Raw genomic sequence first — 15,110 nt, 5'->3', positions numbered from 1 at the left:
CTGAACGTCAATATTACTGAGAAAGGAAAAGCGTTCAAAACCGGAATTGATGACCACCCCTTTTTGGTCGAAATAATTTCCGGAAACATAGTAGTTTATTTTTTCGGAACCCCCTGAAAATGACAGCTGATGGTTCGATACGTTACCGGTTCTATAAATGAGGTTTTGCCAATCGGTATTCGTCGGACCCTGTGTGTAGGCGGGGTTGATATTACTTCGGTAATCGGCAAATTGGCCGGCGTTCAACAGATCGATTCTTTGCGTAATGTCTTGACTTGCATAGGACGAATTCAATTCGACGACCATCTTCCCGCTGCGACCTTTTTTGGTGGTAACCAGAATCACACCATTTGATCCCCGCGAGCCATAAATAGCGGTGGCCGAAGCATCTTTTAAAATCTCAATGGATTCTATATCCGTTGGCTGGGGCAACGCAGCACCCACGAAACCATCTACGACCACTAACGCGGCACTACTGGCACCAATGGAGGTATTGCCCCGAATGTTCACCGAAATAGGGGCGCCAGGCTCCCCACCGTTATTGGATTGTACGGCGACACCCGCGGCACGGCCCTGTAAGGCCTGCTCGGCGTTCAAAACCGGAAAAGCGGCCAGTTCTTCAGATTTCACTGAGGACACAGAACCCGTGATATCACTCTTTTTGGTGGTACCGTAACCTATTACGACAACTTCATCCAAGGCACTGACATCTTCCTTTAGGGAAACATCGATAACGGACTTTTCGCCCACATCGATGTCTTGAGCGATAAAGCCCAGATAACTGAAAGTCAAAACGGAGTTGCTTGCTATGTCAATTGTATAATTGCCATCGAAATCTGTAGAGGTACCGTTGGATGTGCCTTTGACAATCACGTTTACGCCGGGTATTGGCGTACCGTCTTCGGTGGCTATAACGGTACCGGTAACCGTCTTTTGGGAGTACGAAAAACTGGATATTAGGACAAAGATGCCCAAAAGACCGGTTTTGAGCCACCCATTTTTTTTCATTGTAAACATAGGTTCAAATTTTTGAGTTAGTTCATTCAACTGAAATAGATAATCATAAGCCCCAATCCAACAATAAGGATGAACAAAAGGATTTCGAACATCCTGAAGCTCCGACGTTTGATTTTCATTTCTCAAAATTACGTTAGGGGATGGTTAAGATGGGGGCAAAAAAGTACGGAGTTGGGTATAAAATCGTTCGAAAGAGGCTTTAAAGACCTGTAAAATGGGGGCTTTATGTTAAAATCAGTTCAGATCGGCAAGGTCGGTATGAAACTTATTTTGATACTGTGAAGGGGTCTTGTCGAATCTTTTTTGAAAACACTTGCTGAAGTATTTGGGGCTGTTAAAACCTACTTGATAAGCAACCTGTGAAATGTTCAAATGACTTTCTTCCAAAAGTTGCAATGCGCGCTTCATTCGTATTTCCTGTATGAACTCATTGGGGGTAAAGTTCGTCCAGGCCTTAATCTTAGTGAATAGTAGGGTACGGCTGATACCGAGTTCATCGCCAAAGGTCGAGATATCAAATTGGTCGTTCCCTATGTTTTCCTCGACGATTTTCAGGGCTTTTTTCAAGAGGTCACCATCTAAAGAAGATACCGTCATCTCATTAGGTGCAAAAGGACCGGTGTCGGAAAATTTTCTTTTGAGTCGCTGGGTAGAATCGATCAAGTTTTTAATCCTTAATTGAAATTCCTTAAGGTCAAAAGGCTTGCTGATGTAATCATCGGCCCCGTTCTCCAAACCTTCGTATTTGTAGACCAACGAGGTTCTTGAAGTCAATAAAATGAAGGGGATATGGCTTGTTTTTAGATTCGCCTTGATCTCGGCGCAAAGTTCCGTACCGACCATTTTTGGCATAATTACATCGGATACTATCAAATCAGGCAAAAGGTGAAGCGCTTTTTTCAGTGCTTCCCTACCGTCGGCGGCCTCAAGAATATTGTATTTGTCCCTCAACAGATCTTTTATAAAACCGCGTAAGGGTTGGTTGTCCTCTACCACAAGAATGGTTTCCTTTTCGGTATCCTTACTATAATCAGTCGTAGGAAGTTGTATTTCCCAAAGTGAACGCTTTAGCTGGGAGGTGTATAAAACTATATCGTCACTGAACTTGAAATCCTTCAAAATTTCTTCCGCCCCTAAATGTTTACGGCCCAAAGGAAGGGACACCCTAAAAATACTTCCCAGGATTTTTTTAGGTTTTACGTGGATGCCCCCATGATGTAGATCTACTATATTCTTGGCGATGGAGAGACCGATTCCGGTACCCTGTTGCGAGTTTTCCTTGGTGTTTTTATACGTATTGATCTCAAAAAAACGTTCGAATACCTTTTCCCTGAATTGTTCTGGAATACCGCTGCCCGAGTCTTCGACGTCTATGATTATTCTGTTATCTTTTTCCTTTATATGGATAGAGACCGAACCGTTTTTCGGAGTGTATTTAAAGGCGTTAGAAATAAGGTTGTAAAAAACCTGTTCCAATTTGCTACGGTCGTAATAGACCAAAATTTCCTCATTTGAAGTATTGAAAGTATAGGTATACCCGCCATCCTTCGCAAATTCGGTAAAAGAGAGGAATATTTCCCTCAAGAACTTTACGATGTTGCCTTCTGCCGCCTCTAGCTTGAACTGATGGTTCTCGAACTTCCTAAAGTCCATCAACCGATTGATAAGCTGCAATAGATGATTGGCATTACTTTCCATGACCAACAGTTTTTTATACATAAAACTGCTGCCTTTATAATCCTGCAAAAGTTGTTGCAACGGTCCGGCAATGAGCGTCAACGGTGTTCTGAACTCATGCGATATGTTCGTGAAAAATTGCAGTTTGGCGGTATGGATTTCCTGATTTTGCTCGCTCTCTAAATGTTCGAGATCCAATTGATGTTGCAATCGGGACTTCGACGTAATAATCCATGCCAAACCGGTCAAGGCCGCTGCTATGAGCAGGGCGTACAGCGCAAATGCCCAAGCACTTCGCCACGGCGCCGGTTCTACCCGAATGTGTAGGGTAGTGGGTTCGGAATTCCAGACCCCGTCATTGTTGGCGCCTTTTACCTCGAAAACATAGTCTCCGGCGTTCTGGATGGTGTAGGAGGCATGGGGCTGTGAGGTTATGGTCCATTGATCTTCCAATCCTGCCATGCGATAACTGTACCGGTTACTAGCGGGATTTATAAAGTTCGGGAAGGCAAAGTCGATCGAAAAATTGGCTTTGTCATAGGCCAGGGTAATCGTTTTGGTATACGGGATGCTTTTTTGTAGGATGCCTTTATTTTCCGATGCGGAAACCGAAATGTTTTTGACCTTAAAATCGGTAAGGATTACTTGGGGTGCGTATCGGTTCATCAAGAGATTTTCGCTATCGAAATGGGAAACCCCCGAGGGCCCACCGAAATACATTTTTGTGCCATTGACCTTTAAGGCCGCACCACTGTTGAATTCGTTGCCTACCAGACCATCTTGCTGGTCATAGATTGTCGAAATACCGGAAGTGGGATCATACTTTATAATGCCTTGGTTGCTGCTGATCCACAACTTTTTTTGCGCATCCTCTAAAATGGCGTATATAGAGGTAATGGTTTTTTCACTAGCTATCGGAGCGGGTTCGAAACCGGTGCCGGTATATTTGTACAAACCCTTTGCACGGATGCCTACCCAAACGGTACCTTGGCTATCTTGGAACAAGGCCAGGATATCGTCGCCTGATTTCTTTTCAGCATCGTAAAAAAAGTGCTCTATTTCAGACTCGACGTATGTGCCGTTTTTATTCTTCAGTAGGTTAAGCCCACGCTGTGTTCCCGCCCAAACATTAGTATTGCTGTCTACCAATATACTACGTACTCTGGTATTGGTGAGGGATTTCTCTTTGGTTTCGTCCGTAGAAAAAATAGCCATTCTTTGTGAGGATGAATTGTACCGTACCAATCCCTTTCCAAAGGTGCCCAACCAAACCGTTTCGGCGTTTGCCCTTTTTATGGTATAGACCCCTGTTTTCTCCAGATATTCGGCAAGATCACTGCTGATTAATTTTTGGTCGAAATTTTTAGTGACCAAATCGTAAACGACCGCGCCTTCGTTGAAGCTGCCTATCCATAGTTTGTTCTGTTGTACCAGTAGCGATTTTATATTGTCGCTTAAGAGTTCAGGATACTTTTCATTGTTAATCTGATCGACATTGTCGGTAGTGTCACAGAATACGGTAATGCCCTTTCCTTCGGTTCCGAAATATAGATTTTTTGCCGAATCCATTACAATGGCGCCGATGACATTGTGGGAGAGCCCGTTCATTGTCGAGGACTGGGTGTAATTGATGAAATTCGTGTTGGAATCGTCCCATATATCGACACCCCCATAATAGGAACCGATCCAAATCGAACCCTTTCGGTCGGTAAACATTGATTTTATATAATTGTGCGCCAAGCTTTTGGGATTGTCCGGATTATTGATCAATTTTTGGGATTTTCCGTTAGGTCGGATCAGGGTCAGCCCATTGGAAGTGCCCATCCAAAGCGTTCCGTCCGTAGCTTTGATCAGCTCACGGACATCGGTATCGGAAACATCCTTGTCGTTACCTTTACCTGTCGGAATAAATTCTTCGGTTGCGGTATCGAGGGTCAGCATCCCTTGGTTTTTGGTGCCGATACAAAGCATATCCGGTCCACATTCGAGAATATCCTGAACAATACATTGGCTTTCGGTGTCATCCGGGATGAAAGTTTTAAAGGAAAAGCTACTATTTCCCGTTTTTTCCATTTTACAGAGTCCATCCGAGGTACCTACCCAAACAGTTCCCGCATTAGTTTCTAAAATGCTGAGCACGTATGGGGAAGGCAGGCCCGTTTCGTTTTCTTCGGAGGGATAAATAGGCGTGAATTTGTCGGCGGTCTTATCGTAAATGGATAATCCATCGGAAGTCCCTGCCCAAATCGTGCCATCTTGCATTTCGGTAATACACCAGACGGTGTTGTTGGTTAAGGAATTTATGGTGTTGGAGTGGAAATAGCTTTTGAAAACATCCTTGACCGGATCGTAGCGGTTGAGTCCGTTATACGTGCCGATCCAAATAGAGCCTTCCGAATCTTCTTCAATGGCCAAAATATCGCTATTGCTGATGGAGGCGGAATCCTTAGGGTCGTTTCGGTAGACCGTAAAAGCGCTGCCGTCGTATTTGTTCAGGCCGTCACGGGTACCTAGCCACATTTGGCCCAATCGGTCTTGCTCGATGGCGATTACCGAGCTTTGCGAAAGTCCATCGCCCGTGGATAAATGTTTGAATTGATACGTATTTTTTTGCCCCCATAGGCTTATGGAGATTAGAAAAAACAGTAACAGTATGCATCGATTCAAGGGGTACATGTTTTAATCAAGTCTTTGCCTTAGTTGAAATTCGTATAAGGAGGGAATGCCTTTTACGCTTTGATTTGTCATTTCGATATATGCCTTTGGGCCGTATTCGATTTTAAAGGGATGGTTGCCATGAACACCGATAACACGCGCTTGCACACCATCTTCCATACCGTTGAGAAGGATGGGTTCTTCTTTGTCCAAATCGCTTTGCAATTGCACATTGATATTCCAAAATGTACTGTAGGCCCCGTGGGATGGTTTCCAATAAGGTGCTCCACCTCCAGCAAATAGGGGATAAGTACCATCTTTGCGTGGATTCAGGTGTACCGTACTATTGTCGAACAGGTTTTGATGGTTCGCGCCGGAATGTTGGTCCAGCACGGGATTTACAAAAACTTCACAGTCCTTATATACGTTCTTGGTCGAAAAGGTATTGAAGCTCAAAGGATGTTCGGCATGGTTGAATACCTTTAAATTTTCTACCAGCACATTGTGAACGCCGGCCATAGCTACCGTATAATGAGCTTTGTTGGCGCCTTGGGTAACGATATCGGAAATGGTGACATTGGCGATTTCCTCCGTAAGGATACCACTATCGGCGTTGTCGATGGTCACGTCGTTCACCCAACTGTTGAAAAGCCGGGTGAGGAATATACCGTTAAAACCTCGTTCGACATGATGGGCGATGTAGGAGGCGTCGGGAAAAGTAATGCTTATATGCTCTATACCCACTTCCTTCAAGTGTTTCCACTCCACCAATTGAGCTTCATATTCCGGTTTGATGGAAATGGTCAAAGGGGAATTTATGGTTACCGTTTTTCCTGAAATTTTACTGATTTCCACTTGTTGCCGGACGATGGGAAGCGTCGGAAACTCCCAATGGTGCGAGCCTACCTTTACATCAGTTTCTTTATAAATGTCTTCGATAATTGCTGCGGAATTCTGTCCGGTTTTATTAAAAAGTTGCAGTTCGACAACATCACCGACCTTAAGCTCTTTTATTTCGGAAGCGGTCATTTCAAATTCCCCGCGATTGCCCTTGGAAACCTTGGCCAATACCCTTTGCGGTACATCGTATTTTCCGAGATAGGATTTGACCCGTTCCCCGGGAATTTGTGTCCATATCATCCCCCCGGACCAGGCATATTGGGAAAAGGGTAAATCGATATTATTTTCGGGTTCCCGTTGGCGTTTATCGAACTGCAATAGATATTCCCGAAGTTCGGTAAGCATTTCGGGATCGTCAAGGTACATCATTGGTCTGGGGCAATAGATTTCGGTACCCTCTTTTCCTGACCCGGCACCGCGCAACACAAAATGACTGCGCTCTACATATAAGATTTCGCTCAATATCAACCGGCCTTTGGGCAACTGTAAAGTAACCGCACCCTCCATCGATTTGGTCGCTTCCATGGCCTTTAGTAGCGCTTTCGAATCGTCAAGGCCATCATCCGCTATGACCCCATACTCCGTTGCAAGGATGGTCTTGCCCGATTTTTGGGGAACCGGCTCCTCCCCAAAGCGATAGCCGGCATAGCTAAAATCGGGCAGGTAATTTTCTTCGGGCGTTTTTTTGGCCGAAAGAATTTCTGGAGTCTTTTGGGCGTTGGTGGACACTGGAAAAAGCTGTAAAATTCCGATAATCGGGAAGAAGAGGATTATAGTACGTTTTGAAGCCATATGTAGTATTTTTTTAGAATTCTACCCTTGAATTTTGCACTTTTACTTCCGTTTCGTCGAATCACGAACGATTAATTTCGGCGGTAACATAATCGTCCTGTCGTTTACCAACGTATTGCCGTTTTCAAAATAATCGAGTAGCAGGTTACAGGCCAAACGCCCAATCTCCGTACCGGATTGGTCTACCGTGGTCAAAGAGGGTTCGATGACTGCCGAGGTTGGTTCGTTGCTGAAACCGGCAATGGCGATATCTTCCGGAATTTTTCTGCCGACACTTTTCAAATATTTCATCGCCCCGATGGCGGCCAGGTCGTTGGTGGAAAAAATACCGTCCACATCATCAAATTCCTCCACAATTTTACCAGCCAAGCGATATCCGTCTTCTTCCAGAAGTTTTGAAACGAATACCAAGTTTTCATCATAGGGAACGTTATGTTTTTTCAAAGCGGACCGATAACCTTCATGTCGGTTTTTGTAGATCTCTACATCCATCGGAGCGGTGAACTGTACTATCTTTTTACATCCCTGCAGGATCAGATGTTCCGTGGCATCGAAACCACCCTGAACATCATCGATCAGCACTTTTCCCGTTTGCTTCATTCCGGCCACATGGCGGTCGAAAAATACGAGGGGCGTTCCGTTTTCGAAGCACGCGGTCAAATGGGAATTGTCATGGGTCTCCATCGAAACGGATATCAAGATACCATCGACCCTATTTGCCATCAGGTTGCGTAAGATTTTCCGCTCTCGGTCCACTTCCTCCAAAGACTGGCATATAATTACGTTGTAGCCAGCTTTATAGGCCATTTCTTCGATACCGGCTATAGTCGAAGAAAAGAAATACCGCGAAATTCGCGGTACGATTACCCCGATAGTGTTGCTTCTATTTCGGCGCAGGTTCGAAGCTAGCATATTTCGCGTGTAGCCCAGTTCATGAGCTTTGTCCAAAATCCTTTTTTTGGTCTTGGCCTTGACCCGGTCGCTATCGTTCAATGCCCTTGAAACTGTCGAACTGTCAATTTTCAAGGCCTTGGCAATTTCGTGGATGGTCGTTTTTTTCATTGATTATTTTGCTCAAGGTACAAGACGTGTTGGCTATACCAATTATCAAAGTTAAGGAAATTATTTTTGATACAATCGATTGTATTATTTTTATTATATTTGTGGTACTCTGATGGACTAATGGCGAGGATGTAGTTGTCCGTAAATGTACCGGTCAAGATATAATCCTCGTTAATCAAAGTATCTTCAGTGGATTCTTGTCTTGGAACGATTAAAATCATTTCAGGAATTCCGAACACAAATACATAATTTCTAAAATCTCATAATGGCAACGAATTACGAATCAAGATACGCTTCCAGTCCGGAAGCAACAAAGAAACTGGATACTGATGCCCTGAGGAAGGAGTTCTTAATCTCCAATCTCATGGAAAAAGGAAAGATCAATCTGACCTATACCCACTACGATCGCTATATCGCTGGCGGGGCAGTGCCAGATCAACCCCTGAAACTAGAGACTATTGATCCCTTAAAAACCGAATATTTTCTGGAAAGGAGAGAACTGGGTATCATCAATGTCGGTGGTAGCGGTTCGGTCGAGGTTGATGGAACTTCCTATGAATTGGACCCTAAAGATGCCCTGTACGTCGGTCAAGGTGCCAAAGAGGTGGTTTTCAAGAGTAAGAATGCCCATAAACCGGCCATGTTCTATCTGAATTCCGCCCCTGCACATTCCAGTTATCCCACAAAAAAAGTAGGCCTAAACGATGCCAATAAATTGGAGTTGGGTTCTTTGGAAACCGCAAACCACCGTACGGTCAACCAAATGATCATTGGAGGAATCGTCACTACCTGCCAACTGCAGATGGGAATGACGCAGCTTAAAACGGGCAGCGTTTGGAATACCATGCCCGCACATGTACACGATCGCCGTATGGAGGTCTATTTTTATTTGGATGTGCCCGAGGGTCAATCCGTCTGTCATTTTATGGGCCAGCCGCAAGAGACCCGCCATATTTGGATGCAGAACCACGAAGCGGTCATTTCGCCACCATGGTCCATTCACTGTGGCTCCGGGACTTCGAACTACACTTTTATCTGGGGCATGGCCGGCGAGAATTTGGACTATGGCGATATGGATGTGGCCAAAATCAAGGAATTACGATAAACAAATCATTAAATTAGGATACTATTTATAACCAGCAGTATGAAATCAAAACAACTCGTTTTTATTGGTTTGACAGGATTATTTTTTATGGGATGTGCCGAAAAAGAAGCCCCCGTAAAGAAAAAAATCTTCGTAAGCAATACGATGGATACGGACCGGGAATCTGAAACTGTTTCCATCGCCATCGATTCCCTGGGTTTTGACGAGGCTGGCGGAAAAAAAGGAAGAATTGTCATAATTGACGATGCCACCCAAAAACCGATCCTGAGCCAAACCATAGATTCCGACGGCGACGGCAACGATGATACGGTTTTGTTTCAGCCCCAGATAAAGGCAAAATCCGAGATGGCGTTTTCCGTGTCCCTTAGTGATTCCACCGCAGCAACGGCCATCGACAGCGTTGCGCGGTGCTACTCCCGATTCGTGCCGGAACGCACCGACGATTATGCATGGGAAAATGACCGGGTCGCTTTTAGGACCTATGGGCCGACTGCACAAAAAATGGTCGAGGATGATGTTAAAGGCGGTACACTCTCAAGTGGCATTGATGCTTGGTTAAAACGCGTGGATTATCCCATCATCAACAAATGGTATAAAAAAGAGTTGGAAACGGATGGGTCCTACCACGAAGATACCGGTGAAGGCCTTGACAATTTTCATGTCGGTAGTAGTAGGGGAGTAGGGGGTATTGCATTAAAGGATGGCGATACCTATCATAATTCAAAAAATTTCACGTCGTGGAAAAGATTGTACAACGGACCGATCCGTACCAGTTTCGTACTGACCTATGCGAAATGGGATGCTTCCGGAAAACAGATATCCGAAGAAAAGCATATTTCGTTGGATTACGGGAGTAATCTTTCCAAATTCGAAATCGCTATCCAAGGGACAGATACGATTTCAGCTGGACTCACCTTACACGAAAACGAAGGTACAACCGGTGTGGACGAAGAGCAAGGTTGGATCAGCTATTGGGAACCCCACGTCAATTCAGAAATTGGATTGGGCATCGTCGTACCGAACGGCAATATGGTAGGTCATGAAAAATATGAAACGGAAGAAAAAGACCGAAGTAATCTCTATGGGCATATCAAATTAAACGATGATGGCAAAGCGGTCTATTATGCAGGCTTTGGTTGGAAAAAAAGTGCGCAGTTCATGAACCGAACAGAATGGGAGAACTATTTGGTCCGATTTTCGGAAAAGTTGAAGAATCCGTTGGTGGTCGGGATGCGGTGATTTTTACTTTTCAAAAACGACTGTACCGTCATCCTTGCCCATAATGATAACGTGGGTAGTATCCAAAAAAAGTCCGGTTTCAACCACACCGGGAATGTTTATGAGGGCGTTGTTCAACCCTACCAGATCGTTTTGCTTAAAAACATCCACGTCTACGATATAGTTGCTCTCATCGGTCTCGTAAGCATCATCCCCCTTTTTTCGAAGTACGGGCCGCAATTCCATCTTATCCAACTCTGTGATGATATTTTTAGTAGCAAAAGGGATGGTCTCAATGGGTAGTTTAAATTTCCCCAAACGTTCTACCTGTTTAGCAGAATCAGTAATAACCACATTTATTCTGGAATTGTAAGCCACAATTTTCTCCCTGAGCAGCGCGCCGCCACCGCCTTTGATCAGTTGTAATTTGGCATCGAACTCGTCGGCACCGTCGATGTTGATGTCCAACGTCCCCGCTTCCTCCAATGAAATCAGCGGAATACCTGCTTCCCTCGCGAGTTCGGCGGTCGTATCGGATGATGGCACTCCTTTTATTGAAAGTCCTTCGATAACCTTTTCTCCCAAACCCCGGATCATATGGGCTGCCGTGGAACCTGACCCCAGCCCGACGAGCATACCATCCTTTATCCATTGTAACGACTTGGCCGCAGCAGCCTTCTTTTCTTGATCCGAATCCATTATTCTTGGTTTGGGAACTTGCCCGCCCGTAAAATATATAGAGGGTAAGCTTAGGCGTTGTGCTTCATCATTAAATCCCGATATTTTTCGAGGTCTTCTTGGGAGTGGTTGCCATAATCATCGATAATGGCGTGTACAATGTTGTTCGCCTTTAGGAAGATAGCGATACGCTCCAGTTTTTCGGGAGTCCCCTTGATTTCGATTTTAGCCATGACAAGAAAATTTAATTGAAGGTATGGTGTATAAAGTCAATGTTAGCATAACACATTGGATTATGTGATAGGTTTCATTTGACATGACACTAGAGGCATCGAATGGATTCGAACCATTATATAGACTCTTGCGGAGTCTCGCCTAGCCGTTCAGCCACGATGCCGTTATTAATGCCCTAAATTAAACTTTATTTTGGAAAGCTTTAGGATGAAAGCGACTTTTTCTGTGCCATCTTACTGAAAACCAAAAACAGAACCCCGCACAACAGCCAAGCCGGCAATGTTACAAACGAAAGAAAAACATCGAACTGCAGGGAGATAAAATAGAACAGCCCAAAGCTGATGGCCCATGCCAAAAAGACCGCCTTATTGAATTTGATGTTCGCCACTTCAGCGTAGTTCTTGACAATACCAGCTTGTTTGTAAAAAAAATGCTCAAATACGATGATGGCCCCGAAAGGTGCGAGAATAAATCCGTAAAGGGCTACAAAACCAAGGAGTTTCATGGCGAAAGCAGGGAATAGGCCTGCAATGGTAGCGACAGTACCGGCAATTATGGTGACCCAGAAAGTCGATGTTTTGGGCATGATAGCCTGAAATGCGAGTCCCGCTCTATAAATTGTGGGATTGGCAGTTGTCCATCCCGCTAAAACCACGGCTATGATACCGAAAATTCCGATGGCGTTGTTGGCCAAGGGGCCGGGCGCAACGGGCGGTGCTTCCCCTGCAGTCAGAAACGCTTGTGCTTCGGGAGATTTTAAGTAAACCGCATAGAGTAAGGCTGCCGCGATCCAAGCCATGTAGTGACCGACATACATGCCCGCAGCGGTCGTCCACCCCGCGTTCTCATTTTTGGCAAAACGGAATACTGAAAGATCTGACATGCCCACGTGCATGGCGGCGTTGGCGAACCACGACCAGATGACGACATGCCAAAAGGTATATTTTAACTGTCCGGGAAAGGGCTCTGAACCTTCGCCCCAGATATTCCAAAAATCTTCGAAGTTCGTGACCCCTAATTGGTTTAAGGCTACTATGCCACATGCTAAAAATGCCAGCACTATTACGGGAGACATCCAGTTGGCCGCTTTAGAGACGGTGTCGTATCCTTTAGAGGCAATAAGGGAAATCACGGCTCCGAGAATTACCACGATAATCACCCAAGTTGCGCCATTTGGCATAGTATCGGTGAGTTTGGGCATTTCCATGTCAAAAGGGATGCCTATTGCCGTAGCGGAAACCGTAATCATGGCTCCGGCCAGAAAGCAGAAAAGAATACCGTTGGCCAGGTTGTATCCGATAACCAATTTTTTGCCACAGATTTTTTCAAGTTGGTAGTAAAGGGTCAACCGATTTTCGACCCCAATTTTCGCGGTCAGAAAACGCCAGCTAAGTACCGCCAAAAGATTGCCGATCAAAAGACCGACAATAAGATCGAACGCACTTACGCCAGCCGTTAAAAACAGGGGGCCGATCATGAATTCCGTTCCCGCGGCATGTTCCCCGGCGTACATCCCTAAAAAACTTTTCCAGCCTTTTAGTTTGGATTGGGGTACGGGTTCGCGTTCGAATTCCCCGCCGGCGATTTCTTCGATCAGTTCTTCTTCGTGTTTGTTTTGGCTCATAATCGTTAGGTTGTTTAATCTCACAGGTTTTTAACTTGTAAGATGAATTCAAAAAGTATCTACAAGGATCGCTCGTGCCTCGCTCATACCTTGCAGGTCTATGTTAATCGGTTATCAAAAGCTTCAGCAGGTCCTCCACCCTTCCGTTGGTGATATGTTTCCGGCACATTCTAGTCGGTAATCAAATGCTTAGGTAAATCTTCGACACTCCCGTTGAACGATACTTTCCTGACCTTTTTAATTGGTGATCAAATGTTGGGGTAAATCTTCCACCCGTTCGCAGCAGAGCTGGTCCATGACCTGTTTGAACTGGGTCTTCAATATGGATATCGTATGGTCACCGCCCGTATCGCCCAACGCGCCCGCGCCGTACATAAACGAACGGCCCATAAAGGTGAATTTTGCCCCGCAGGCCATGGCTCTGGCAATATCCGGACCGGAGCGCAGCCCACTATCCATCATTATTTCGATTTGGTCGCTGTACTTTATGGCAATTTCCTGCATGGACTGAATGGTCGATTGTGCCGCATCCAATTGCCTTCCGCCGTGATTGGAAACAATGATGCCGTCAAATCCCATACGGATGGCATCTTCGGTATCCCGTTCCGAGGCCACGCCTTTTAACACCAGTTTGCCCTTCCATCTATCTCGAATAGGTTTGATACGATCTTCGTTAAGGCGACCGGAAAAAGTTTTGTCCATAAACGCACCTAATTGTTTTAAGTTTAGACCCTCCGGCGTATAGGGTTTTAAGGTCTCAAAAGTAGGTTGCCCATATTTTAAGGTATTGAAGGCCCAAGTCGGCTTTCCCAAAATCTGTAGGATGTTGGTCAGGGACATTTTCGGTGGCAATGCCAATCCGTTTTTGAAGTCCCGCGGTCGATAGCCAAAGGTCGGCACATCACAGAGCAAGACTAAAACGGGGCATCCGGCAGCAGCTGCGCGGTCGATGATGTCATTGCGGATTTCATCGGCCACTGGATTATACAATTGAAACCAGGCATTGCCTTCGGTGAGTTCACTGGCCTTTTCAATATCCATCGTCGTAACCGTACTTAGAATGAAAGGCACATTGTGTTTGTGGGCGGCCTTTGCCAAAATGGCGGGGGAGTTGGGCCACATCAGGCCTTGGAGTCCTACTGGGGCTATACCGAAAGGGGCGTCGAACTCGATACCTAGAACCTTGGTTTTTGTTGAACCTGTGCCCTGGTTTCTCAGGTAGCGGGGCTGTAATTGAACCTCCCGGATTTCTGAGGTGTTTCGGGATATACTCACATCTTCGTTGCAGCCCCCGTCCAAATACTCGAAGGCAAAACGAGGAATTCGTTTCCGAGCCTTGTTTCTTAGGTCGTCTACTGAGGGATAATCGGAATTGAAATCCATGGACATCAGGGTTACGGGTTGAAGGTTACAGGTTACGCGTCGAAGGCTACAAGTTACAGGTTAAAAATTGACAGGTTTGTTGGTTTGATTTACTAATAATGGGAGCGAAAATTTAAGCTTTAAATTGAACATATGCATCTTTTTAGGAGTTGGTGGGTTAGGGGTTAGGGGTTAGGGGTTAGGATAATCGGGATGTGCTTTTTCAGGGAATAATTCCTTTTCAGGAATTTGGAGTTCAGTTCGGTATCCGAAATGGCTATCGCCGCCCCAAGTGCGGAGCCCAGAGACGAATCCGTCGTACGCAGCTCCATATTCCTCAAGTAATGCGAGACCAATTTAATATAAACATCGTTATCGCTGAAACCGCCGTCGATATATAATTTTTCGATGTGATCTTCTCCGGCCGCAATTTTGATACTTTTTACCTGAAGCAATACCAATTCGATCATCAGCTGGTGGTAGGCATGTTCAAAACGATCATATTTAAAATGTGTCTCGGCCGGCATGTTGTCATCCTCAATACTTATCCATCGGAAAGCGTGCTCAAAATCCTTGATAATTTCATAAAATACTTGATAGTCGAAGGCTACGGTCTTATGAAAATCGGCCGGAACCCTATATCTTTTGCATAGGTCGGCTACCTGAAGGCTATATTCGTTCCCCAAAAACATTGGACTGGCCTTTACCGCTTTTCCATTGATACGCATATAGTTGATACAGTTGTTTTTCATGTCGGCTTCCGAGAGAGACCTTTCCGTAAACGGG

The 15,110-nt window shown here is 45.2% G+C and carries 10 protein-coding genes, 1 tRNA gene and 1 pseudogene; 2 read left to right on the top strand and 10 right to left on the bottom strand.

Annotated features, from left to right (window positions below; translation table 11 throughout):
* The 4 genes from ACEW8S_RS03330 to ACEW8S_RS03315 all read right to left on the bottom strand — a co-directional run.
* A partial coding sequence (locus tag ACEW8S_RS03330) for a SusC/RagA family TonB-linked outer membrane protein (RefSeq protein WP_373516767.1) occupies positions 1 to 1,017 on the bottom strand: 1,017 nt, incomplete at its 3' end.
* Between the two features lie 234 nt (positions 1,018 to 1,251).
* Positions 1,252 to 5,361 (bottom strand): two-component regulator propeller domain-containing protein, encoded by a 4,110-nt coding sequence (locus ACEW8S_RS03325; protein WP_373516766.1) that lies wholly within the window; start codon positions 5,359 to 5,361, stop codon positions 1,252 to 1,254.
* 12 nt (positions 5,362 to 5,373) lie between these two features.
* The gene (locus tag ACEW8S_RS03320) at positions 5,374 to 7,041 is read right to left on the bottom strand and encodes a hypothetical protein (RefSeq protein ID WP_373516765.1); all 1,668 of its coding nucleotides are present in this window, start codon (positions 7,039 to 7,041) and stop codon (positions 5,374 to 5,376) included.
* A gap of 42 nt (positions 7,042 to 7,083) precedes the next feature.
* On the bottom strand, positions 7,084 to 8,103 hold the full coding sequence (locus ACEW8S_RS03315; protein WP_373516764.1) for a LacI family DNA-binding transcriptional regulator: 1,020 nt from the start codon (positions 8,101 to 8,103) through the stop codon (positions 7,084 to 7,086).
* Between the two features lie 265 nt (positions 8,104 to 8,368).
* Here ACEW8S_RS03315 and kduI point away from each other — a divergent pair, with 265 nt between their 5' ends.
* Together kduI and ACEW8S_RS03305 are read left to right on the top strand one after the other, a co-directional pair.
* Complete coding sequence (gene kduI / locus ACEW8S_RS03310) at positions 8,369 to 9,208, top strand: 5-dehydro-4-deoxy-D-glucuronate isomerase (protein ID WP_373516763.1); 840 nt, start codon at positions 8,369 to 8,371, stop codon at positions 9,206 to 9,208.
* Positions 9,209 to 9,247: 39 nt separating this feature from the next.
* Positions 9,248 to 10,447: a DUF4861 domain-containing protein gene (locus ACEW8S_RS03305; RefSeq protein ID WP_373516762.1), complete on the top strand. Its 1,200-nt coding sequence runs from the start codon at positions 9,248 to 9,250 to the stop codon at positions 10,445 to 10,447.
* A gap of 3 nt (positions 10,448 to 10,450) precedes the next feature.
* Here the strand turns inward: ACEW8S_RS03305 and rpiA are convergent, their stop codons facing one another.
* The 6 genes and pseudogenes from rpiA to ACEW8S_RS03275 form a co-directional block, all read right to left on the bottom strand.
* Positions 10,451 to 11,125 carry a ribose-5-phosphate isomerase RpiA gene (gene rpiA, locus ACEW8S_RS03300; RefSeq protein WP_373516761.1) on the bottom strand — a complete coding sequence of 225 codons (675 nt, stop codon included), beginning with the start codon at positions 11,123 to 11,125 and terminating at the stop codon, positions 10,451 to 10,453.
* Between the two features lie 50 nt (positions 11,126 to 11,175).
* The gene (locus tag ACEW8S_RS03295) at positions 11,176 to 11,337 is read right to left on the bottom strand and encodes a hypothetical protein (RefSeq protein WP_373516760.1); all 162 of its coding nucleotides are present in this window, start codon (positions 11,335 to 11,337) and stop codon (positions 11,176 to 11,178) included.
* Between the two features lie 93 nt (positions 11,338 to 11,430).
* Positions 11,431 to 11,501, bottom strand: a tRNA-Cys gene (locus ACEW8S_RS03290).
* Between the two features lie 39 nt (positions 11,502 to 11,540).
* Entirely contained in the window at positions 11,541 to 12,962 is a 1,422-nt protein-coding gene (locus ACEW8S_RS03285) for a cytosine permease (protein ID WP_373516759.1), read from the bottom strand.
* A gap of 237 nt (positions 12,963 to 13,199) precedes the next feature.
* Positions 13,200 to 14,351, bottom strand: coding sequence for an alpha-hydroxy-acid oxidizing protein (locus ACEW8S_RS03280; RefSeq protein ID WP_373516758.1), 1,152 nt, complete (start codon positions 14,349 to 14,351; stop codon positions 13,200 to 13,202).
* A gap of 158 nt (positions 14,352 to 14,509) precedes the next feature.
* Positions 14,510 to 15,110, bottom strand: a pseudogene (locus ACEW8S_RS03275) (carbohydrate kinase); the annotation flags it as partial.

It is taken from the genome of Pricia sp. (assembly GCF_041745955.1).
Taxonomy (GTDB): domain Bacteria; phylum Bacteroidota; class Bacteroidia; order Flavobacteriales; family Flavobacteriaceae; genus Pricia.
Note: the sequence above shows the minus strand (reverse complement) of the source record. Positions and strands in the feature narration are given on the sequence as shown.